The organism is Cupriavidus lacunae (assembly GCF_003353055.1).
In the GTDB taxonomy this organism is placed as follows: Bacteria; Pseudomonadota; Gammaproteobacteria; order Burkholderiales; family Burkholderiaceae; genus Cupriavidus; species Cupriavidus lacunae.
Window position 1 is genome coordinate 1 of sequence record NZ_QKWJ01000108.1, and the last position, 22,219, is coordinate 22,219.

16 protein-coding genes are annotated in these 22,219 nt (G+C 68.4%); 10 read left to right on the forward strand and 6 right to left on the reverse strand.

The features are described 5' to 3' along the window. The 4 genes from DN412_RS38260 to DN412_RS38275 form a co-directional block, all read right to left on the reverse strand. On the reverse strand, nt 1–316 hold a 316-nt coding region (locus tag DN412_RS38260; RefSeq protein WP_115216297.1), incomplete at its 3' end, for an SDR family NAD(P)-dependent oxidoreductase. Then, on the reverse strand, nt 303–1,037 hold the full coding sequence (locus tag DN412_RS38265) for an AMP-binding protein (RefSeq protein ID WP_161564110.1): 735 nt from the start codon (nt 1,035–1,037) through the stop codon (nt 303–305). The genes DN412_RS38265 and DN412_RS38260, both read right to left, overlap by 14 nt. Before the next feature lie 178 nt (nt 1,038–1,215). Further along, complete coding sequence (locus DN412_RS38270; protein ID WP_244223021.1) at nt 1,216–5,235, reverse strand: LuxR C-terminal-related transcriptional regulator; 4,020 nt, start codon at nt 5,233–5,235, stop codon at nt 1,216–1,218. Beyond that, entirely contained in the window at nt 5,193–6,212 is a 1,020-nt protein-coding gene (locus tag DN412_RS38275) for a Bug family tripartite tricarboxylate transporter substrate binding protein (protein WP_115216299.1), read from the reverse strand. Before DN412_RS38275 ends, DN412_RS38270 begins: the two co-directional genes overlap by 43 nt. A gap of 346 nt (nt 6,213–6,558) precedes the next feature. On the opposite strand from DN412_RS38275, the gene DN412_RS38280 reads away from it, so the two are divergent. The 7 genes from DN412_RS38280 to DN412_RS38310 all read left to right on the forward strand — a co-directional run bounded on the left by DN412_RS38280 (nt 6,559) and on the right by DN412_RS38310 (nt 14,503). Continuing rightward, nucleotides 6,559–6,993 (forward strand): hypothetical protein, encoded by a 435-nt coding sequence (locus DN412_RS38280; protein ID WP_244223022.1) that lies wholly within the window; start codon nt 6,559–6,561, stop codon nt 6,991–6,993. A 2-nt stretch (nt 6,994–6,995) separates the two neighbouring features. Then, the gene (locus DN412_RS38285) at nt 6,996–7,622 is read left to right on the forward strand and encodes a DUF2889 domain-containing protein (protein ID WP_244223023.1); all 627 of its coding nucleotides are present in this window, start codon (nt 6,996–6,998) and stop codon (nt 7,620–7,622) included. A gap of 147 nt (nt 7,623–7,769) precedes the next feature. Continuing rightward, complete coding sequence (locus tag DN412_RS38290; RefSeq protein WP_115216300.1) at nt 7,770–8,936, forward strand: thiolase domain-containing protein; 1,167 nt, start codon at nt 7,770–7,772, stop codon at nt 8,934–8,936. Between the two features lie 37 nt (nt 8,937–8,973). After that, the gene (locus tag DN412_RS38295) at nt 8,974–9,372 is read left to right on the forward strand and encodes a Zn-ribbon domain-containing OB-fold protein (RefSeq protein WP_115216301.1); all 399 of its coding nucleotides are present in this window, start codon (nt 8,974–8,976) and stop codon (nt 9,370–9,372) included. A 123-nt stretch (nt 9,373–9,495) separates the two neighbouring features. Beyond that, the gene (locus tag DN412_RS38300; protein WP_115216302.1) at nt 9,496–11,601 is read left to right on the forward strand and encodes an acetate--CoA ligase family protein; all 2,106 of its coding nucleotides are present in this window, start codon (nt 9,496–9,498) and stop codon (nt 11,599–11,601) included. Nucleotides 11,602–11,706: 105 nt separating this feature from the next. After that, the gene (locus DN412_RS38305) at nt 11,707–12,819 is read left to right on the forward strand and encodes a CaiB/BaiF CoA transferase family protein (RefSeq protein WP_115216303.1); all 1,113 of its coding nucleotides are present in this window, start codon (nt 11,707–11,709) and stop codon (nt 12,817–12,819) included. Between the two features lie 115 nt (nt 12,820–12,934). Continuing rightward, entirely contained in the window at nt 12,935–14,503 is a 1,569-nt protein-coding gene (locus DN412_RS38310) for a class I adenylate-forming enzyme family protein (RefSeq protein WP_115216304.1), read from the forward strand. A gap of 114 nt (nt 14,504–14,617) precedes the next feature. Here the strand turns inward: DN412_RS38310 and DN412_RS38315 are convergent, their stop codons facing one another. Continuing rightward, nucleotides 14,618–15,760: an acyl-CoA dehydrogenase family protein gene (locus DN412_RS38315; protein ID WP_115216305.1), complete on the reverse strand. Its 1,143-nt coding sequence runs from the start codon at nt 15,758–15,760 to the stop codon at nt 14,618–14,620. 90 nt (nt 15,761–15,850) lie between these two features. Continuing rightward, the gene (locus DN412_RS38320) at nt 15,851–16,621 is read right to left on the reverse strand and encodes an enoyl-CoA hydratase/isomerase family protein (RefSeq protein ID WP_115216306.1); all 771 of its coding nucleotides are present in this window, start codon (nt 16,619–16,621) and stop codon (nt 15,851–15,853) included. A gap of 258 nt (nt 16,622–16,879) precedes the next feature. Between DN412_RS38320 and DN412_RS38325 the strand changes: the two genes are divergently transcribed. The 3 genes from DN412_RS38325 to DN412_RS38335 all read left to right on the forward strand — a co-directional run. Beyond that, a complete protein-coding gene (locus DN412_RS38325; RefSeq protein ID WP_115216307.1) occupies nt 16,880–20,719 on the forward strand; it encodes an IS630 family transposase in 3,840 nt (1,279 codons plus the stop codon). Between the two features lie 393 nt (nt 20,720–21,112). Beyond that, nucleotides 21,113–21,907 (forward strand): AMP-binding protein, encoded by a 795-nt coding sequence (locus tag DN412_RS38330; protein WP_115216308.1) that lies wholly within the window; start codon nt 21,113–21,115, stop codon nt 21,905–21,907. Further along, nucleotides 21,904–22,219, forward strand: a 316-nt coding sequence (locus DN412_RS38335) for an SDR family NAD(P)-dependent oxidoreductase (protein WP_115216309.1), incomplete at its 3' end; no start/stop codon positions are given. The genes DN412_RS38330 and DN412_RS38335, both read left to right, overlap by 4 nt.

The window sequence follows — 22,219 nt, forward strand, 5'->3', positions numbered from 1 at the left end:
CGTCGCGCAGGTTGCCGGCGTTGTTGACCACGCCGTCAACGCGGCCGTACAGGTCCAGCGCCTGCTGCACGATCTTCTGCGCGCTGGCCCAGTCGGCCACGCTGTCGGTGTTGGCCGCGGCCATGCCACCGGCGGCTTGGATCTCCTCGGCCGTCTGCTGGGCCGGACCGGCGCTGCCGCCCGAGCCGTCCATGGCGACCCCCAGGTCGTTGACAATCACGCGCGCGCCCTGGCGGGCCGCCTCCAGGGCGATGCCCTTGCCCACGCCGGCGCCCGCGCCGGTGACGATGATGACTTTTCCTTCAAGCAGATTCATGGTTGATGCTCCATTCAGGTTCGGTTGAACAGTTGTTGGGAAGCCTTGCAGTGCTTCGCGCTTCAGGCCGGCAGCGCCCGCAGGCAGGCAATGCGGCCCCGGGATCGCTGCCCGCCACGGAGACGGGAGCGGGGGCAATGCCCGCAGCCAGCGCCCCGGCAAAGTCATGCACACGCGGCTGCAGCAGCGGCACGCGCGGCTCGCGTACATGCTCGGGAGCGTCCAGCCACGCTTGACTGCCTGGCTCGCCGGCGAACTCCGAGTACGCGCCGACGATGCAGCCGCGCAGGCCTTGCGCGCACAGCAGCGGCGCCACGCGCGACAATCCGTCCTGCATGGTCACGGCCGCGCAGGCAGCGACATCCGACACGCAAGCGGCGACCGCGTCGGCGTGGCTCAGCGGCGCCAGCGCAACCACCTCGGCGCCGCAATGCAAGATGGCTTGCGCGGCCATGGCGAACTGCGGGCATTCATGCATCAGCAGCAACACCCGGTCGCCGCGCCGAACGCCCAGGTGCTGCTGCAGATAGCCGGCCAGCGCCAGGCTGGCGTCGAACAGGGCCCGGTAGCTGAGCCTGCGGCCGTGGTAGTCGATGGCGACTTCGTCAGGACACGCCTCGGCCTGCGTCGCGAGGCCGCACAACAGCGTGGCGCAAGTCCCCTGCACCGCAGTCGGCATGCCGTGCGCGCAGGAGTCGGGATACCGGATCGAAGGGAACATGGTGATGCGATGGACGAAGGCGCTGCCGATGTGGCCATGATGGCGTCGCCCACATGCGTCGGCACTCCCCGACGCGGGTGGCATGCCTGGAATGGAGCTTATGGATGTGTCAGACGGGCGAGCGAATCGATGAGACAGGCAGCAGAGGGCACCTGCCCCCTCCGCCCCTGGCCAGCGTTCACGCCCGCGCAACGCCCGTCGCCGGCGCGGCCAGGTCGCGCAGCCTGGCGGCCGCCCCGCCGCGTCCGGAGACGCCCAGCTTGGCGTAGATGTTCTTGAGATGCCACTTCACGGTTTCAGCCGAAACGTTGAGCACCCTGGCGATCTTCTTGTTCGACATGGCCTGCGCCAGCAGGTCCAGGATCTCGCGCTCGCGTTCGCTGAGCGCGTCGATCGGGCCGGCCGGTGCAGCCCGTGGCGACGGGCCCGGCGCGGCCCCTGCGCTGCCGGTGCCGGCCAGGAGCCGCCGAATGTAGAAACCGAGGACTGGATCCGCGATGTCTTCACCGACGAACGCGGCCAGCGCCCCTGCCACGCCGCCGGCAGCGTCCAGCAGCGTGCGGGTCAGGCCAAGCCTGTGCCCATGGCGCATGGCCTGCGCAAAGTCCTTGCGCGCCGCTTGCGCCTCGCCCAGTCCCATCCGTGCCATCGCCAGCTGCAGGCTCAGGCTGGCCGCGCATAGCGCCTGCGCGCCATGTGGTGACGCGGCCAGCAGCTGGGCCCTTTCCACCGCCGCGGCATAGTCCTTGGTGTGCAGCGCCATTTCGATGTGAGCGCGCGCGGCGACCGCGGCGGTTATCGCGGCCCTCTGCCGGCCGCCGCCGGCGTTGCGCGCAGCGATCGCCTGCACCTGTTCCAGCGCCACAGTGGCGCGCTCCATCTCGCCCTGCTGCAGGTGGCGGCGCAGGCGCAGCGCCAGCGACTCGGCCTGCAGACGGTCCAGGCCATAGCGCCCGGCATAGGCATCAAGCCGATCCAGGCTGGCAAGGGCCTGGGCCCGGCGGCCCGCGAGCCAGTGCGCATTGGACAGCACCATGTGAGCGCGCAGCACGACTTCCGGCAGCGACACCCGCTCCAGTACGCCGATGCGCGGTGCCAGCAGCTGGCAAGCGGCCTCGGTCTCGTCCAGCTCGTAGAGAGCATCGGCGAGCAGGCCGGCCGCCATGCAGGCCAGGCCGACATAGGCGGCGCCAAAGCGCTCGGCCTCTTCCATGACCTCGCCCACGATCTTGCAGGCGTGCCTGAGGCGGCCCTCGCGCGCCAGGCTGATGGCATGGATGCAGCGTGCCAGCTGTCCGTTGCGCGGCGCCTCGGCAGGCAGGTGGGTCTCCTCCAGCACCCCGCGCGCCAGGTCGTACTCGCCGCGCGTTGTGAGCAGCCATGAGACGACGTTGCCACGCGCATACCGGGCAAAATCATCGGCATTGGCCGGCGGTTCCCACAAATCGGGCAGTAGCGCTGCCGCCGCATCGGTGTCGTCCAGCTGCAGCGCCAGCCCGGCGCGCAGCAGCCGCAGAGAGTAACGCTCGCACGGATCCATCGTTGCCTGCTGGGATTCCATCTGCTCCAGGCTTCGCCGCAACGCGTCAAAGTCGCGGCTGTACAGCTGCACGTAAGCGAGCACCGTGTGCAGGCCGAAGCGCCGGCGCACCTCGTCGAGCGGCAGTTGGCGCAAGAGCCCGGCCAGCTGGACCAGCTCGCCGCGCTCGAGCAGTGTCCGTGCGCAGGCTTGCACCATGCCGGCGGCGGCGTCCACGTCGCCGGCCCTGACCGCGTGGAAGACGGCATCGTCGATCTCGCCGCGCGCATCGAACCAGCGCCACGCCGTGGCATGCAGCGCGCGCGCCGCGTCTTCGCCTTGCGCGGCCAGCCGGTTCAGCAGCGCTTCGCGCAGTAGCGGGTGGATGCGGTACCAGGTCTCGCGGTCATGGCTGCCGATGACTGTGATGAAGAGGTTGTCTGCCACCAGCTGGCACAGGCGCGCCTTGAGCTGCGCGACGGCCCGTGGATCGCCCAGCACGGCGGCGCACAGCGGCGCGCAGACCCGCTGACAGATGGCCACGCGGGTCAGCATATCGAGGTCCGCCGGCGCCAGCCGCACCAGCACTTCGCGCTCGAAGTAGCTGGTGAACGCGCGCACGTCGCGCACTTGCGCTGGCAGGTATTGCGTGTCCTGCCGGGAGCGCAGGTCGATGGCGAGCAGCTGCAGCCCGGCCACCCAGCCATCGGTCAGTGCGTGCAGCGTGGCCGCTACGTCGCTGTCGATGCCGCCCAGCTGCTCGCGCAGGAAGCGCTCCGACTCCTGCGGCGCGAAGCGCAGGTCGCGCATATCGAACTCGGCCAGCGTGCCCTGCAGGCGCAGCCGCTCCAGCGAGAGCACCAGTGCACTGCGCGAGCTGAGCGCCAGGTGCAGTTGCGGCGGCGCGTAGTCCAGCAGCCATTGCAGCGCCTGGAGGATGCGCGCGTCGGTGAGGTGGTCCAGGTCATCGATGATCAGCACCAGCTCGCGCTGGCGCCGTGCCAGGGCCTGCACCAGCGTGATGACCCACAGCTCGATGGCGGCCTCGTCGCAATCGCCGGCCACCACCAGCGATGCCTCGCGCACGGCCGCGACGTCCGCTTCGGCAATGCTGGCCAGCAGGCAGTCGAAAAAGCGCGCCGGTTCATTGTCTTCCACCGCCAGCGACAGCCAGCAGACGTCATAGCCCAGCGAGATCATGGCTTTGCGCCAGGCGATCATCGTGCTGGTCTTGCCGCTACCTGCCTGGCCCTGGATCACCACGCAGCGTTGCCGGCGCGCGTCCAGCAGGCGCGCCATCAGCGCCTCGCGCGGCATCAGCTGGCGCGCGCCGCGCGGCGGCAGGACCTTCGCGCTGGCGATCGGCCAGATCGTGCGCCCGGCCGCCTCCGTCGTCACGGCCAGGCCCTTCGCCTGGGTGGTGTTGTCATGCGGCGCCGCGCAGTGCTGCGCGCCTTCGCCGGCACCCGGCACCGCGGCCGGGGATGCGTCCGGAGCCGCCAGCGGCGCACGGCGCAGCCAGCTGTACGGCATGCTCGCCCCGGCCTGGGTGGCCGCCTCGATGGCCGCCACCACCTCGGGAATCCCGGCCGGAAAGCCGCAATCTGGCCGCCCCGCCTGCGCATCGCGCAGCATGCGTTGCACTGCGCGCAACCAGCCCGCGCCGCCCGCCGCCAGCTCCACGCGAATGCGCGGATGCTGCCGCAGCCATTGCTGCACCTCGGCGTGGTGGTGGCTCGCATGGTTGTCCGCGATCACCCGGAGCGTTTTACCCACCGGCGTAACCGCTTCGAGTTCGCGCAGGAACGCCAGCCAGCCGGCATGCCGCGCCGTTGCACAGGCGTTGCCGGCCGTGAAGGCCCCGGCCTCGAACACCGCGGGCACCTGCAGCGCGGTCAGCAGCGAGGCGCCGAGGCCGCGCTGGTGGGCTGGCGGCGCACGCATGCCTTGTTGCATGCCTTGTTGCATGCCTGCATCGGAGACCGCCTCCGCGGCATCCCCCTGGTCGGACGACAGCACCAGCGCGTGCTCCGGCGGCGCCATGTAAACCCCGACGATCTCCGGCGCGGAACCGCTGAAGTCGTGGGTCCGCGGGTTGCGCGGCTCGCTCGTGCCGGCGCCGGCCAGGCCGGTCGCGCGCCAGTGGCGTGACACGCTTGCCGCGCTGACCCCGAGCTCCGTGGCCAGGCGCCTGGTGCTCCATGACCGGGTCGAGCCGTTGTGACGCTGGCCGGCCAGTGCCACCAGCCGCGCCAGGTCCACCTTGACCGGTGGTGCGCCACGCGGCAGGTCCTGCAGGATGCCGGTCAGGCCCGTCAACGCATAGCGCTCGCGCCAGCGCGCCACCTGCGCCCGGCCGATGCCAAGCCGGGGCGCGATTTCCTTGTTCTGTTCGCCGCTCGCCGCGAGCAGGATGATGCGGGCGCGCTGCGCCAGCCTCGGCGTGCTGTCGGCAGCCGCGGCCAGGGATTCGAGTTCGGTGCGCTCCTGCTCGCTCAGGAGGATCTGGGGTGCAACACGCATATACAGCCTCTGCGGATTGACGGGGATACTGCGGCGCGCCGGACGCGCCCGCTGCGGGACTTCATTCAGTGGCTGGCCGTGGATGATGTCCGGGCCGGGGCCAGGAAAGCCGCTCAGTCGATGGTTGCGCCGGCGCGCTCGATCGTGGCCTTCCATTTGGTTCGCTCGGCCTGCACGAAGCCGCTGAACGCCGTACCGCTCAAGGGCAGGGGCACGCCACCCATCCTCTGGATGGCTTCGACGGCGGCCGGATCCCTGAGCAGGCGGGTCACGTCCGCCTGCCACTTGGCCACGACCGCGGCGGACGTGCGCGCCGGGAAGAACAGGCCGACCCACGAGGTGGATTCCGCGCCCGGATAGCCGGCCTCGGCAATGGTGGGCACATGTGGCAACGCCGGCAGCCTGGTCGCGCCGGTCACCGCCAGCGCGCGCAGCTTGCCGGCCTGGACCTGCGCCAGCGTGGAGACGGGATAGTCGAACGTCAGGTCGACCTGGCCGGCCAGCAGGTCATTGATGGACGGCGCACTACCCTTGTACGGGACGTGCACGAACTTTACGCCGGCCAGCGTCTGGAACAGCTCGGCGGCCAGGTGGCTGCCCGTGCCATTGCCCGCCGAAGACACCGCCAGCTTGCCCGGATGCCCCTTGGCGTACGCCACCAGGTCGCTGACCGACTGGTAAGGCAACTTGCCGTTCACCACCAGCAAGTTGGGGATGGATACCAGCCCCTGCGCAGCCACGAAATCCTTCGCGGGATCAAAGCGCAGCGCCTTGTACAGGAACTGGTTGCTGGCCATGGTGCCCTGCGTGCCCAGCAGAACGGTGTAGCCATCGGGCTGCGCGCGCGCCACGAGTTCCGTGGCCAGGTTGCCACCGGCGCCGGGGCGGTTGTCGACGATCACCCGCACGCCGTAGTCGCTGGTCATCTTGGCAGCGACCAGGCGCCCGAGCTGGTCGGTAATGCCGCCTGGCGGCCCCGGCACGACCAGCGTCACGGGCCTGGCCGGATAGGCGGTCTCGGCCAGCGCAGCCGGCGCCAGGGCTGCAAGTGTCCCGCAAGCGAGCAGGACGCCGCGGCCAACGGCCGCCATCCGGGCGAGCAAGGTTCTGAACCGGGTGATCGGCGTGGTCATGGAATGCGTCTCCTGTATGCCGGAATGTCGGCTTTGCCTTCTGCGACGGCTTGATTTGTTTTCGAAATACCGTATGACACTTCAAAGTGTCGTACCATTAAACCACATTCTACGTAATTTCGTATTAATCTACCATTCCTCGTAAATGTGACCGCCCATCGGCATGCGTACCCTTGCTTCCGTCCCTGTTTCACTGAAAACGAGCCATATCCGCTTCGGGCGGGGCAGACCCGCCCGCTGCCCCCCTTGGTTGAGTGGGGTCATTCCGGCTGCGCCGCATGACACTGATTCCCGACGTGGCAACAGCAAATGTTGCCGGCGGGTGCAACTCCTTAGAGGCAAGACGATGCAGGTACAACAGACAACACCCCAGATGTGCACCGCCACCCGGCATGGGCATCACGCGGCCTGCAGCGCGCTGCAGGCCATCGCACCGATGGAACGGCTGATGGACCTGCTGCACGAAGTCCGCCAGTTCAGCCGTCAGTTGCAGCGCTGCGCGCGGGAGTCTGCGCCCGCGGCAGGCCAGTCGTCCTACGCGGAAACGCTGCACGCCCTGCTGGACAGCCGCATGCAAGGCGGCGATGCGCGCATGCGCATCGTCTGCTACGCGTCGGCCGCCGAGCTCGGGGTGCCGATGGAGTTGCAGGCGGAGCACTGCCGGCAGGTCATGAGCGGCGGCCTGGGGTTTCCGCTGCGCGTGCTGTTCTGGGCGGCGTACCGCCGCATGCAGTCCGCAAGGCGGGGCCGCCACGGCGGCTGGCTGCAGCCGCAGAACTGACCATGCCGAGATCGAGCGATCCGGGCGCCCAGCCCGGCACGGAGACCCTGATGCCCCCCGACACCCCTTCCCGCCAGCCCATCCACGTCCGCCGCATCGCCTGCACCGGCTACGAACGCAGCGACGGCCTGTTCGACATCGAGGGCGAGATGCAGGACATCACCCCCAACGGCACCGACCTGCTGTTCAAGCTGGTCCCGCCAGGCGGCGCGATCCACCACATGCGCATCGTGCTGACGGTGGACCGCGACCTCTTGATTCATGACGTCAGCGCCAGCATTGAGACCGGCCCGACGGTCGAATGCGCGGACATTGCGCCGGCCTACGCGGGGCTGAAGGGGCTGCAGATCCGAGCCGGATTCCGGCAGAAGGCCAAGGCCATCGTCGGCGGCGTGAATGGCTGCACGCACCTGACGGAATTGCTGGGGCCGCTGGCCACCACCGCCATGCAGACGACCATGGCGGTGATGCGCAGGGAGCGCAGCGGCCAGAAGCCCGGCCAGCCCGGCAAGCCTGTCCCGCGGCCGATGCTGATCAACAGCTGCCACACCTACCGCGAGAACGGCGAGACCGCGAAGCTGCTGTGGCCCGATGGCCGGGCCACGGCACCAGCCAGCCAGGGCGGCTGAACAGATTCGACAAGCAAGCCGCTGCAACCATCAGAACGGAGGAAAACCTGTGCCGGTATCGAGCCTCAGTGATTCGCCGCCTGCCGCATCGCCGACCGGGATCCGAATGATCCCGCCATCTCTCTCTGACTCAACAGGAAACGAAGCATGAGCATCAAGGGCAAGGCCTATATCGTCGGTGCCCACGAGCACCCGACCCGCAAGGCGCCGGACAAGACCGTGGCGCAGCTCCACGCGGAATGCGCCAAAGGCGCGCTGGAAGATGCGGGACTGTCCCTGCAGGACGTGGACGGCTACTTCTGCGCCGGTGATGCGCCCGGCCTTGGCGTGCTGAACATGGTCGACTACCTCGGCCTGAAGGTGCGCCATGTGGACTCCACCGAGACTGGCGGCTCGTCCTACCTGGCACACGTCTCGCATGCCGCGCAGGCCATCGCCATGGGCAAGTGCAATGTGGCGCTGATCACGCTGGCCGGCCGCCCGCGCTCAGAAGGCTCCAGCGGCACCAAGCCCCGCGGCTGGGCCGACAACGTGCCCGACCTGCCGTTCGAGGCGTCCTTCAGCCCGATGACCGTCAACATGTACGCCATGGTGGCGATGCGGCACATGCACGAATACGGCACCACGGCCGAGCAGCTGGCATGGATCAAGGTGGCCGCCTCGCACCACGCGCAGCACAACCCCAATGCCATGCTGCGCGAGGTCGTCACGGTGGAGGATGTGCTGAATTCGCCGATGATCTCCGACCCGTTGCGCAAGCTCGACTGCTGCGTGGTATCCGACGGCGGCGGTGCACTGATCGTGGCGCGCCCGGAGATCGCCGCGAAGCTGAACCGGCCGAAAATCAAGGTCCTTGGCGCGGGCGAGCACGTCAAAGGCCAGCTGGGCGGCCAGGTGGACCTGAGCTGGTCCGCGGCCAGGATGTCCGGTGCGGCAGCATTTGCCGAAGCCGGTGTCACGCCCGCGGACATCCAGTACGCCTCGATCTACGACAGCTTCACCATCACCGTGCTGATGCAGCTCGAAGACCTGGGCTTCTGCAAGAAGGGCGAAGGCGGCCGCTTCGTGGCCGACGGCAATCTGATCTCCGGCGTCGGCAAGCTGCCCTTCAATACCGATGGCGGCGGTCTGTGCAACAACCACCCGGCCAACCGCGGCGGCATCACCAAGGTGATCGAGGCGGTGCGCCAGCTGCGCGGCGAAGCCCACCCTGCCGTACAGGTGAAGCACTGCGGACTGGCACTTGCCCAGGGCACCGGCGGCCTGCTGGGCTCCCGCCACGGCAGCGCCACCCTGATCCTGGAACGCGAGTAATCGACGCAGCCGCCTGACCAAGGCACGGAGCAAGTTCATGACGACACCCTACACTCCCACCACCCTCAAGGCCCCCTCGGAACAACCCGACAACGCCGAGTTCTGGCAGGCCGCGCGCGAAGGCCGCCTGCTGGTGCGCCACTGCGACAGCTGCGGCAAGCCGCACTGGTACCCGCGCACGCTGTGCCCGTTCTGCATGGGCAGCACCCACTGGAAAGCGGCCAGCGGCCGCGGCACCGTCTACTCGTACAGCGTCACGCGGCGCGCCGGCCCGATCCCGTTCTGCATGGCGTATGTCACGCTCGACGAAGGCGTGACGATGATGACCAACATCGTCGATTGCGACCTCGACACCGTGCACATCGGCCAGCGTGTAGAGGTGGCCTTCTCGCCCACCGACAACGGTGCGCCGTTGCCGACGTTCAGGCCGCTCTGAGCGCGCAGGGAAAAGAGCGCGGGTTCCCCGCTCTTTTCACGCCATTGATTCCCGGCCTCTTCCCAGCCCCTTGCCGCAATGGCGAGCGGCCTCCAGCGGCCCCTTATTTCCCGCACGCCGACCATGACCACCCTCACCACTCCCGCCTGCCTGCTGGCCCCCCGTTCGGTCGCCGTCATCGGCGCCTCCGATGACCCTGGCCGTATCGGCGGCCGCCCTATCGCCTCGATGCGCAAGCAGGGTTTTACCGGCCGCATCCTGCCGGTCAACCCGAACCGTGCCGAGGTGCAGGGTCTGCCCGCCTATGCCTCGATCGCCGACCTGCCTGAGGTGCCCGATGTGGCCATCGTCGCCGTGCCGGCGTCGCAGGTGCAGGGCGTAGTGGAAGCGCTGGCGGCGCGCGGCGTACCGGCCGCCATCCTCTTCAGTGCGGGCTTTGCCGAAGTCGGCGGCGAAGGCACGGCCATGCAGGCCGGGATAGTCGCAACCGCACGGCGCGCCGGCATGCGCTTGCTGGGGCCGAATTCGCTGGGCCTGGCCAACCTGCACACGGGCTTCATCGGCACGTTCTCGACCTTCGCCGGAGCTACCGACGTGCATCCCGGCCGGGTCGGCATCGTCAGCCAGTCTGGCGCCTACGGCAGCCACCTGGTGCTGTCGGCCATGGAAGCCGGCGTCTATCCGTCCAGTATCGTCATGACGGGCAATGAGGCTGACCTGACGGTCGGCGACATCGTGCGTCTGCTGGTGGACGATCCGAACACCGATGTCATCGCCCTGTACTCCGAGGGCATCAACGACGGAGACGGGCTGGTCGAGGCGCTGCAGGCGGCGCGCGCGGCGCGCAAGCCGGTGGTGATGATGAAGGTGGGCCGCAGCGAACTGGGCGGCGCGGCGGCGCAGTCCCACACCGCCTCCATTGCCGGCGACGATGCCGTGTTCAGCGCCGTGCTGGACGAACTGGGCGTGGTGCGCGTGCGCAATACGGAAGAAATGCTCGATATCCTGCGCCTGGCCATGCGCGGCATCTTCCCCGCGGACAACACCCTGGGGGTCATCACGGTCAGCGGCGGCGCCGGCGTGATCATCTCGGACGTCGCGGAGGAACTTGACCTGCCCATGCCGCAAATGCCCGCTGCCGCGCAGGCCAGGATGCTGGAGATGCTGCCGATCTGCTCGCCACGCAATCCGGTGGACACGACCGCCCAGTTCATTAACGACCCGTCGCTGATCACCCCCTTCACAGAGGCCATCGTCAACGAGGGCAACTATCGTTCCGTGCTCGGGTTCTTCAGCTATGCCGCCGCCTCGCCGGTGGTGACCGAGACCCTCCTCGGGCAACTGGGAAGTGTGCGCGACCGCTACCCTGACCGCCTCTACGTGGTCGTTGCCCGCGGCCCGGCCGAGATCATGGCACGCTACGAGGCGGCCGGATTCACGGTATTCGGCGACCCCACGCGCGCCACCACGGCCATCGCCGCCATGGGGCGCTTCGGCCGTGCCTTTGCCGCGCACGCGCGCCTGCCGGCGCCGCGACTGGCGCCGGTGACGCTGCCGGCCGAGACGCCCACCGAAGCGCAGGCCAAGGCACTGCTGGCGGACGCCGGTATCCCAAGCGCACCCGAGCGCGCCTGCCAGGATGTCGAAGCCGCGCTCACAGCGGCGCGGGAGATCGGCTTCCCGGTGGTAATGAAGATCCTGTCGCCGGACATTCTCCACAAGTCCGAGATCGGCGGCGTGCTGCTCGATGTGCGCGACGAAGCCACGGTGCGCAGTGGCTTTGGCACGCTGATGCAGCGCGCACGCGCGGCCGCGCCCGACGCCCGCATCGAAGGTGTGCTGGTGGCCAGGCAGCTCAGCGGCGGCGTGGAATGCATCATGGGCATCAACCGCGACCCGGTCTTCGGCCCCATTGCGATGTTCGGCCTGGGCGGCGTATTCGTCGAGGTGCTCAGGGACGTGGTGTTCCACCGTTGCCCGTTTGGCGAAGACGTGGCCGAATCAATGATCCGCTCGATCAGGGGAGCGCCGCTGCTGCTGGGCGCGCGCGGCCGGCCGGTAGCGGACATTGCCGCACTGGCACGCACGCTGTCGCGCCTGTCGGCGTTCGCGGCCGCCGCCGGCCCGCGCCTGCAGTCGGTGGACCTGAACCCTGTCTTTGCGATGCCGCAGGGCGAAGGCGCCTATGCGGCGGACGCCGTCATCGAGATCCGATCCGGCGATGAATGAGCTGCCATGTCCGCTACACCTGGCGCTGCCTCCCGGCATGGGGGGCCAGGCGCTCGTGCATGGCTATCTCTCATCGCGATCATCGCAATTCGCGGAGTCAAGACAATGACATCATGCAGGCAAGGGCCGCTGGCGGGCCTGAGGGTGCTTGAAATGGCAGGGATCGGCCCTGGGCCGTTCTGCGGCATGCTGATGGCCGACCTGGGCGCCGACGTGGTAGTGGTCGATCGCCCGCAGGCCGGCACGGAAGACATCGACCTGGGAAGCCACGCCATTTCCCGGCGCGGCAAGCGTTCGGTGGCGGTGGACCTGAAGACGCCCGAGGGCGTGGAAACCGTGCTGCAACTGGCGGAACGCTGCGACGCGCTGATCGAAGGCATGCGCCCGGGCGTGATGGAACGCCTTGGACTCGGGCCGGACACCTGCCTGGCACGCAATCCGCGGCTGGTGTACGGGCGCATGACCGGCTGGGGCCAGGACGGCCCGCTGTCCCACGCCGCCGGGCACGATATCAACTACATCGCGCTGTCGGGTGCGCTGTGGTACTCGGGGCAGCCCGGCGATGCGCCGATGGCGCCGCCCAGCCTGTTGGGCGACATCGGCGGCGGCGCCATGTACCTGGCCGTCGGGCTGCTGGCGGGTGTGATGCACGCGCGCGCCACCGGCAAGGGACAGGTGGTGGATGCCGCCATCGTCGACGGCAGCGCGCACATGATGTCGCTGCTGCTGGGCCTCCAGGCCGGCGGCAGGATGCAAGCGGCTCGCGGCAAGAGCCTGCTGGATGGCCCGCACTGGTACAACACCTATCGCTGCGCCGACGGGCGCCATCTCTCGGTGGGCGCGCTGGAACCGAAGTTCTACCGCGAATTGCGCGAGAGACTGGGGCTGGCCGAGGATCCCGCCTACGATAAAGCCGATGACCCGGCCAGCTGGCCCGCCCTGCGCGAGCGCCTGGCCCGGTTGTTCATGACGCGCGACCGGGATGCCTGGTGCGCGCTGCTTGAGGGTTCCGACGCCTGCTTTGCGCCAGTGCTGAGCCCCGACGAAGCGGCGGCCCATCCCCATATGCGGACACGTGGCGTCTACTTCCACGCGCACGGGGCGCTGCAGGCCAGCCCGGCGCCAAGGTTCTCCGCCACCCCGCCAGGCGCGCCCGGGCCCATCCCCGCGCGCGGCGAGCACTCCGGCACGGTGCTGGACGCATGGAGCAAGGACTGACGCGGAAAGCGGCAGGAACGAATACAGGGAGACCGGGGCGGCACGGCGGCCCCGCCCCTCGACAAAATGGGTGCGGCAACGGATCAGCAGCACCTGCGCAACATGGAGAGACCGTATGAAAACAAACTTCGCCCGTCTTACCGGGCAGATCGCCATGCACCATGGCAACCGCGAGGCGCTGGTCAATATCGAACGCAACCGCCGTTTCACGCACGACCAACTGCACCGGTTCACCAACCGCGTCGCCAACATGCTGCGCGAGCGCCTGGGGCTGCGCCGCGGTGATACTTACCTGTGCATTCTTGAAAACGATAACTTGTCGCTGCTGCACGCATGGACCGCCCTCAAGGGCGAAGCGGCGGCATGCTGGACCAACTTCCGCGATTCCATCGACGAGCACCGCTGGCAGATCGACTTTATCCGCCCCAGGGTCGTGTTCATCGAGAACGGCCTGATCGACGGATACTTCGGCATGCTGCACGAGCGCGGCATCACCGTGGTCTGCATGGACCCGCCCGCCAGTCCCAGGGACGGACTGCTGTACTTTGAAGACCTGCTCGATGGCGTGCCCGATACCGATCCCGGCGTGGAAAGCGATCTCACGCAGGACGTGCTGGTCTACCGCTTCACCGGCGGAACCACCGGCAAGAGCAAGTGCGCCCAGTACACCATGGACAACTGGCTGGCCAACCGGGACTCCTTCTATGCCAGCCCGGAAAACTGGCTCGACGCCGGCACGCGCTACCTGCACATGGCACCCATCAGCCACGGCTCCGGACTGGGCCTGCTGCCCACCATGTTCCGCGGCGGCTGCACCGTCACGCAGAACGTGCCCGACCTGCGCCAGTGGTGCCGCAACGTGCAGGAGCAACGGATCACCGTGGCGATGATGGTCCCCACGCTGCTCTATCGCCTGCTGGACCTGCCCGAGGCAACCAGCTACGACCTGTCCAGCCTGGCCACCTGCTTCTACGGCGCAGCGCCGATGAGCCCCAGCAAGCTGCGCCTGCTGCAGCAGCGCTTCGGCAATATCTTCGTGCAGGCCTACGGCTCCACGGAGTGCATGCAGCGCGTGGCGGTGCTGACCAAGGCTGACCACGCCACGGTCTCCGACGAACGGCTCGGCTCCGCGGGCCGCGTCACGGCCCAGGCCGAGGTCCTGATCGTCGATGATGCGGGCAAGCCGGTGCCGCCGGGCGTCACTGGTGAAATCTGGCTGCGCTCGCGCGCGGTGATCTCGGGCTACTACAACAACGCTGAAGGCACGGCGGCGGAGTTCGAGAACGGCTTCTGGAAGTCAGGCGACCTGGGCTACCTGGACGAGGAAGGCTTTCTCTTCATCGTGGACCGCAAGAAAGACATGATCATCAGCGGAGGCTTCAACGTCTACGCCGTCGAGGTCGAGGCGGCGCTCAGCTCGCACCCGGCCGTGGCGATCTCGGCAGTCGTAGGCGTGCCCGACGAACAGTGGGGAGAAATCGTGCACGCGGAGGTGGTACTCAAGCCCGGCTGCGAGGTCAGCACGGAAGCGCTGATCGAGCACGTCAAGGGACGCATCGGACGGTTCAAGGCGCCCAAGTCCATTGTTTTCGTGGCTGACATCCCCGTCTCCGTGGTGGGCAAAGTGCAGCGCCGGCAGGTACGGGAAAAGTACTGGAAAGACCGGACACGCCGGGTGGCGTGAGTTCCGGCAGAAGCCGCGAACAGGAGCGCCTGCTTGTGGCAGGCGCTTTTTTCATTCCTGTCCAACAAAAAAAGGCTGGCATGGCGCCAGCCCTTTCTCCCCGCAAATCGACGCTCAGACGAACGCCGAGATCCCCGTCAGCCGGCGCGAGATAAACAGGCGCTGGATCTCCGTCGTGCCATCTGGAATCGGAATGATGATTGCCTCGCGCAGGTACTTCTCGACGTTGAACTCCTTGGTGATGCCGTTGCCACCATGCAGTTGCACGGCATCGCGGCAAACCCGGACGGCGGACTCGGTGGCAAAGGCCTTGGCCATCGATGCCTCCAGATCGCAGCGCACGCCGGCATCGATCATGCCGAACACGCGCTGGCACATCAGCCGCGAGGCATCGAGCAGCATCGCCATGTTGGCGATCTTTGCCGCCACAAGCTGATGGCTGGCGATGATCTTGCCGAACTGCTTGCGCTGCTGGGAATAGGCGATCGACTCTTCCAGTGCGGCGCGCATCAGCCCCACTGACAGCATGCCGACATGTGCGCGGGCATGCTCGAACATGCGCATGGTGTTCTTCAGCCCTTCGCCCTCGCCGTCGATCAGGTTGCTGTCCGGCACCCGCGTGTCGCTGAAGAAGACCTGAGCCGTCGATTGGGAATTGAGGGCGATCTTCTCGATGTTGCGCGTTTCGTACCCGTGCTCCTGGCGGTCGACCAGGATGTGGGACAAGCCCTTCTCCCCCTTTACGGTGCAGATGATGAAGTCGGAGTAATGCCCGTTGGTAATCCAGGTCTTCTCCCCGTTGATGATGAAGTCGCTGCCGTCACGCACTGCGCGGGTCTTGATTTCCGCGACGTTGGAGCCGACATCCGGTTCGCTGATGCCGGCGCAGCCGAACAGTTCGCCGGCCAGGATCCCCGGCAGGTAGCGGTCACGCAGCGCCGGGCTCGCAGACAGCAGGCGGCGGGCAATGCCATTGTTGATCATCACGCAGATCGCGATATCGCACGAGACGGCCATCAGTTCCTCGAACAGCATGCCCTGCGCTGAGTACGTCCAGCCCATTCCGCCATGCTCTACCGGCACGGTGCAACCCGGCAGCCCGAAATTGGCAATCTGGCGCGTCAGCTCGCGCATCTTCTCCTTGGGAATGTGGCGGTCGCGGTATTCCTTGACCACGGGCTTGATCTCGGCGTGCAGGAACTTGCGGAAGCTGTCAGCCGCAAGGGTCATGTCGTCAGTGGGCAGTTCGTATGGCATCTTGGATACTTGATCAATGAGTGCGTTAGTGGCTGCATCGCGCAACCGGTGTGCGCGGACAGCGGGTACCAGGCGGATTCTGGTGGCGAATCAATAGCCCCGGAATTCGGGGACGCGCTTTTCGGCGAAGGCGCGCAGGCCTTCCTGGATGTCGTAGGAGCGCTTGTGGTCGCGCAGTTCGAGCAGTTCGTGGCGGATCGCGTCGGCCGTGGTCTTGTCGTTGGCGTTGGCCGCGACGCGCTTCATGCGGGCGAGCACCAGCGGGCTCTTGTTCGCGAGCTTGTCGGCCAGCGCCTGGGCACGGTCGAGCAGTTCGGCGTCGGGCAGCACTTCGTTGACCAGGCCGTAGGTCTTCATCTCGGCGGCGCTCAGTGCATCGCCCGTGAAGAGCAGGTAGCGGGCCACGTTGTCGGGCACCTTGCGCGGCAGCAGCGCCGCGCCGCCGCCGCCCGGGAACACGCCGTAGTTCGAGTGGGCGTCGCCAAGGCGGGCACTCTCGGCGGCCAGCACGATGTCGCACGAGAGCACGACTTCCATGCCGCCGGCCAGCGCCAGGCCGTTGACGGCGACGATCACCGGCTTGGGGAAGTTGCGCAGCGTGTCGAAGAAATTGACGATGATGTCCAGCGAGTCCTTCTCGCCGGGCTGCACGGTCGCGCTGCCCTGCTTCAGGTCTGCGCCGGCGCAGAAGGCGCGCCCGGTGCCGGTGACCACCACGACGCGCACCGCAGCATCGTCGCGCCACGACTTCAGGGTGGCAGTCATGCTCTCCACCATGTCGCGCGTCATGCTGTTCAGCTTGTCCGGGCGGTTCAGCGTCAGCCAGCCTGCCGACCCCACCAAGGTTTGCGTAACACTCATTTGTCTCTCCAGAGAATGGACGGGCGTCCGTCCTGCTATTTGGTGGTATCAATCTAACGGGCGGCTACGCCTTGCCGCACTACTCGCGGGGGGTGGCAAGGCCTGTTGCCTGTCGCCACGCGCGCTTCCCTGGCTGGACCTATGGTTACGGAGAGTTGCACACAAAATCGACTTTATGTTCTACTCCGCCCCATCAGGCCCCCGCGAGGCCACAGCGAGGCCACAGCGCAGGACACGAAGTCGAGGAGACGGCACCCCATGCGAGTTGCACCAGAGATCGTGCTGACAGACGCGGAGCGCGCAGAGCTGACCTCCCTCGCGGAGGACACTGGCGACAGCCCGCGCATGGCACAGCGCGCGCGCATGGTGCTGCTGGCCGCGGGCGGCATGCGCAACAAGGACATTGCCGAACAGCTCGGCCTGGGACGCGCGCAGGTATCGCGCTGGCGCGAACGGTATGCGCAGTGGCGGCTGGCGGGCATTGCCAACGAATTGCCCCGCGGCGCACCGCCGGTGAAGATCGACTTCGCGCAGCTGGCGGCCCTGACCGCCCAGGGCCGTCCCGATTCCCCCAGCCCGTGGAGCACGCGCAAGCTGGCCCGGGAACTGGGCGTCAGCGCCGCCACCGTTTCGCGGCACTGGCGCGCGACCGGTCACGAACCGCCGGTTCAGCGCCAGCGCGAGGCGCGCGCCGATCCCACGCCAGGCGAACTGTTCTTCGACATCGCGGGGCTCTACATGTCGCATTCGGAGCACGCGCTGGCGCTTGACAGCGAAGACGAGATCAAACCCGCCGAAACAGCGGCAACCCTGCCGGGGTCGCCGCGACGCGTGGGCATCACCCACCTGCTCGGCACGCTGAGGGTGCTGGAGGCGCATCTGGGCGCCCTGCCACCGGGTGATGCGGATCCGGCCGACCAGGCCGATACGGCAAGTGAGGCCGCCTGGCTCGCCTTCCTGCGCCACATGGAGCGAGCCACGCCGCAGGGCCGGACGCTGCACATCCTCGCCGACAACTATGCGACGCACCACCGGCCCGCCGTCAGGAAATGGATCGGCCGGCATCCGCGCATCCGCATCCATTTCTGCGCCATGCCCGCGTCGTGGCTACGCATGGTGCAGCGCTTCTGCCGCGCCATGACGACCGCGCAACTGCACCATGCCATGCGCAAGGCACCGGCACTGCTTGCAGCCATCGAGGCCTGCCTGGCGCAACCGGCAGCCAGGCAATTCACGTGGATGGCTGACGGCCCGGTGGCACCGGCGCCTCCCGCGGCAGGCATGCCGGCAGCGCCCCCCCGCTCCCAAGGCGCACAGTCTGTCGCAAGCGCGGCCAGTGAAGACGATCGCGAGCCCGCTACAGCCGTTGGCCCCCTGCCCGGTGCCGGGCCTGACGCCGCCCATGCCGCCATGGAATCCGTGGCCAGCACCAAGCTGATGCCGCCACGCGTCACCCATGCCCTGATTCCGCGCGCCGGGCTGATGGCCCGCCTGCAGGAAGCGCGGCGCCAGCGCTGCGTGGTGGTCCAGGGACAGGCCGGCAGCGGCAAGACCAGTACCCTGCTGGCGTGGCGCCGCTCGCTGCTGTCGCTCGACTATGACATCACGTGGCTGTCGCTGGCGGCGGAGGACAACGAGCCCGTGCGGTTCTTCGAGTGCCTGCTGGCCAGCATTGCGGCAACGAACCCGGCCATCGTCCGGGAAGCCTCGCTGCTGCTTGGACGTGGCAATGACGACGCCGCGATCGAGCATTGGGTCATCAGCCTGGTGCAAGGCCTGGCGGACCATCCGCGCGAGCTGATGGTGATGCTCGACGACCTGCATCACATCGACGATGCGCGCATTTTCCAGGCCCTGCAGTGGCTGCTGGCCTATGCGCCGCCCAACGTCCACCTGGCGCTCAGTTCACGCAGCGCGCTGCCACTGTCTTTCGAGCGCCTGCGCTCGCAGGGCAGGCTCACCGAGATCGACACGCGCGACCTGCGCTTCAACGCCGAGGAATCCGAACGCTACCTCTGCGACCAGCTCGGCGCCATCGACAGGCACGATGCCATGGAACTGCACCGGCTGACCGACGGCTGGGTGGCAGGATTGCAGCTTTTCGCGGTGGGCCTGCGCAACCGGCGCGGCCAGGGCTACCGCGCGGTGCAGGTGCGCGACGCCCGTGCCTTCGCCAGCTATTTCGACCAGGAAGTGCTGGGGCGGCTGGCGCCCGAAGACCTCGACATGCTGACCCGCATGGCAATCTGCCACCGCCTCTGCGCGCCGCTTTGCGCCGCGGTGGCGGGCCGTCCGGAAGACACGGAGCAGACCGCAAAGCGGCTGGAGCGGCTGGAGCAGGGCAACCTCTTCATCACGCAGATCGGCAGGCATGAGCACGATACCTGGTACCGCCTGCACCCCCTGCTGCGCGAAGTGCTGCTGGCGCGCCTGGAGGAATGGCCGGCGCCCGACCGGCAGGCACTGCATGCCGCCGCGTGTGCCTGGTTCGGCGCGCGTGGCTACATGGATGACGCCGTGCGCCATGCCGTGCTGGCCGGCGACGTCGAGGCTGCCGCCGCCATGGTGGAAGACCGTGCCTACGCCATGCTGGTCAACGGCGACCTGAGCCAGCTCGGCCGGCTGCTGCGGCAGCTGCCGGATGAGCATGTGCGGCAACGCTTCAGCCTGCTGGTTGCGTCGGCCTACCTGCAGATGTACACCAGCCGCTTCGACGATGCGCGCCAGAGCGTGCAACAGATCCAGGCGCAGCACCACGGGCTGGATCGCCGCCAGCGCTATACCGCCGCGCTCATCCAGGCGGGCCTGGCGCTGCAGCAGGACGACATTGACACGGTGCTGGCGATGGCGCCGGAACTGCGCGACATCCCCGCCGATGCCGATGACTTCAGCTGGATCTGCCGTGGCAACATCCTCGGCTGGGCCCTCGTCTACCGCGGCGAGTACGACGAGGCGCGCGCCATTGTCGAGCACACCGGGGCGCTCCGCGCCGCGCCGCGCAGCAGCCTGCTGGGGCAGTGCATCAGTGCGATGAGCCTGGCGCTCGAAGGGCGGCTCGAACAGGCCGAGAAGACCGTGCGCGAGGTGCTGGCCAGGGCCGAGGCTGGTGGCGCCGCCTATACTGGACTGTCCTGCATGGCGGCCGGCCTGCTGGCCGACATGCTGTACGAGGTGAACGATGCCGACGCCGCCATCCAGCTGCTGGAGCCGCGCATCAACGTACTGGAACGCGTATCGCTGCCGGACACGGTCCTGCATGCCATGGCCGTGCTGTCCAATGCGCACTGGCTGGCGGGCCGGCGCGAACGGTCGGTGGTCTACCTGGACCGGCTGGAAGCCTATGCCGGCCGCTTCGGGCTGGACCGCCTGCTGATCGGCGCGCTGGCGCTGCGCCTGCGGCGCCACCAACAGCTGGGCGAGATGGAAGCCGCCGGAAAGGTCACGCAGCGGCTGGAGGCCATTGCCGCCCGCCATGCCGACGCCAGTTCGCCCAAGGGCCGCCAGGTCCGGGCCGCGATGGAGCGCATCCGCGTCGAAATGAGCCTCTACCTGCGCGACTTCGGTGCCGCGGCGGCGCGGCTGGATTTGCTGCTGCAGGACGCGCGGCTGCGGCGCCAGCCGGCGCGCGTGGCCGCGCTGCGGTTGCAGCAGGCCATCGCCCGGTTGCATCTGGGCGACCTGCCGGCTATGCGCGAGCACCTGCAGGAAGGCCTGCGCCTGGGTCACCGCCTGGGACTGGTGCGCACGCTGCTGGACGCCTCGTGCGACCTGCCGCGGCAGCTTGGCGCGCTCGCGCAGGCCGCCCCGCTCGACCCGGTGCTGGCGTTCTACGTGCAGCGACTGCAGGCCGAGGCCGCCCGCGCAGCGCATGGCTCGGCGGCCGAGCTGGCCGGCATGCCCGACACCGCGCAGACCCTGAGCGAGCGTGAACGCGAGGTGCTGAACCTGGTCGCCCAGGCCATGCCGAACAAGAAGATCGCCATGGTGCTCGGACTGTCGGCGGAAACCGTCAAGTGGCACCTGAAGAACATCTACGCCAAGCTGGGTGTCAGCGGACGCGGTGGCGCCGCCGCCCGGCTGCGCGACCTGGCTGACTGACGAGCGCCTGACACGCCGGTTCCGGCCCGGCCGGTGGCGCCTCTCGCCCACGGCTTCCTTCCGCCAGCGCTTCCGGCGGCTTCTTCCGCGGCTTCTTCCGCTGTTTCATCCGATACACCCCGCCCGCCGGTGCCCGATTCCCACCCGCACCGGGTAGTGCTCGCTTCCCGGCCCACGCGCAATCATGCGTCTGCAGGCAGACAGCACAGCAAGTGGCCCGCCGCCAGGCAACGCCGGCGGCGGCTGACAGACAACCCGCCTCCCTCCGGGGCGGCAAGGGCATCGGGACCAGCATCGATCATGTTCATATCACGGAAGAAATGGCGCGCGGCACCGGCACAGCGCCTGGTCACCATTGCCGGCATTCAGCCGGAGTAAAGGCGTGCCGCAGACATGCTGCCTTCTCTTGCCATGCCCGCATCAGGCCTGACCCAGGAAAAAACGACACCCGGGCGGGTGTTGCACCTGTTCTCGCCGCTGGCGTCTCGCGCGCAAAGCCTGCCATGCGCCCCCGTGCTGCGTGACGCCGATGGCGCGCAGATGAGCAACAGCGCATTGCACGACGCCGCGTCATACCTGGCCGGCTACCTGCAACAGCGCCTGGAAGTACGCGCCGGCGACCACGTGGCGCTGCTGATGGCGGCCTGCAGGGCACTGCCCATTGCCTATTTCGCGATCCTGCGCTGCGACGCCGTGGTGGTGGCGATCCACCCTGCTGCGCCAGCCGCTGAGATTGCCAGCCACATTCAGGACTGTCATGCGCGCGTAGCCATCACTGCGCAGGCCCGGCTGGAGGCTGTCGTGCCGCTGCTGGAGGCGGGCCGCCTGCGCGGCGCGGTGGTCGCGGCTGCGCAGGACAAGCCGGGCCAGGGCCAGCACCGCCATGTCCACACGCTTTCCGGCGCACTGGCCGCAGGCATCGCGCCCCTGCGCATGGGGCCGGGCGGCGATGCGCTGGCGGTCATTGCCTGCCCGGGCGGCCTGGACCCGCTGGCCAGTCCTGCGCCCGCGCTGCTGAACCACCAGGCGCTGGCGGCGCTGGCCGGCGAGCGCGCCAGCCGGTACGGCGGCCCCCTGGACAACCTGCTCGCCGTGCAGCGGGCGGTCGCGCAGGGAGGCCGGCTTGCCTTGCGCCCGGGGCAGGAACCAGCATTTTCCATCCATTTGTCAGGAGAGCATCAACCATGAATCTGCTTGAAGGAAAAGTCATCATCGTCACCGGCGCGGGCGCCGGCGTGGGCAAGGGCATCGCCCTGGAGGCGGCCCGCCAGGGCGCGCGCGTGATCGTCAACGACCTGGGGGTCGCCATGGACGGCTCGGGCGGCAGCGCCGGTCCGGCCCAGCAGACGGCCGAGGAGATCCAAGCCGCCGGTGGCGTGGCCGCGGCCAACACCGACAGCGTGGCCGACTGGGCCAGCGCGCAGAAGATCGTGCAGCAGGCGCTGGACCTGTACGGCCGCGTTGACGGCGTGGTCAACAACGCCGGCAACCTGCGCGACG

Coding starts and splice junctions, on each gene's coding strand:
- DN412_RS38265 (WP_161564110.1), bottom strand. CDS start 1,037: ATGTTCCCTTCGATCCGGTATCCCGACTCCTGCGCGCACGGCATGCCG.
- DN412_RS38270 (WP_244223021.1), bottom strand. CDS start 5,235: ATGGAAGGCCACGATCGAGCGCGCCGGCGCAACCATCGACTGAGCGGC.
- DN412_RS38275 (WP_115216299.1), bottom strand. CDS start 6,212: ATGACCACGCCGATCACCCGGTTCAGAACCTTGCTCGCCCGGATGGCG.
- DN412_RS38280 (WP_244223022.1), top strand. CDS start 6,559: ATGCAGGTACAACAGACAACACCCCAGATGTGCACCGCCACCCGGCAT.
- DN412_RS38285 (WP_244223023.1), top strand. CDS start 6,996: ATGCCGAGATCGAGCGATCCGGGCGCCCAGCCCGGCACGGAGACCCTG.
- DN412_RS38290 (WP_115216300.1), top strand. CDS start 7,770: ATGAGCATCAAGGGCAAGGCCTATATCGTCGGTGCCCACGAGCACCCG.
- DN412_RS38295 (WP_115216301.1), top strand. CDS start 8,974: ATGACGACACCCTACACTCCCACCACCCTCAAGGCCCCCTCGGAACAA.
- DN412_RS38300 (WP_115216302.1), top strand. CDS start 9,496: ATGACCACCCTCACCACTCCCGCCTGCCTGCTGGCCCCCCGTTCGGTC.
- DN412_RS38305 (WP_115216303.1), top strand. CDS start 11,707: ATGACATCATGCAGGCAAGGGCCGCTGGCGGGCCTGAGGGTGCTTGAA.
- DN412_RS38310 (WP_115216304.1), top strand. CDS start 12,935: ATGAAAACAAACTTCGCCCGTCTTACCGGGCAGATCGCCATGCACCAT.
- DN412_RS38315 (WP_115216305.1), bottom strand. CDS start 15,760: ATGCCATACGAACTGCCCACTGACGACATGACCCTTGCGGCTGACAGC.
- DN412_RS38320 (WP_115216306.1), bottom strand. CDS start 16,621: ATGAGTGTTACGCAAACCTTGGTGGGGTCGGCAGGCTGGCTGACGCTG.
- DN412_RS38325 (WP_115216307.1), top strand. CDS start 16,880: ATGCGAGTTGCACCAGAGATCGTGCTGACAGACGCGGAGCGCGCAGAG.
- DN412_RS38330 (WP_115216308.1), top strand. CDS start 21,113: ATGCTGCCTTCTCTTGCCATGCCCGCATCAGGCCTGACCCAGGAAAAA.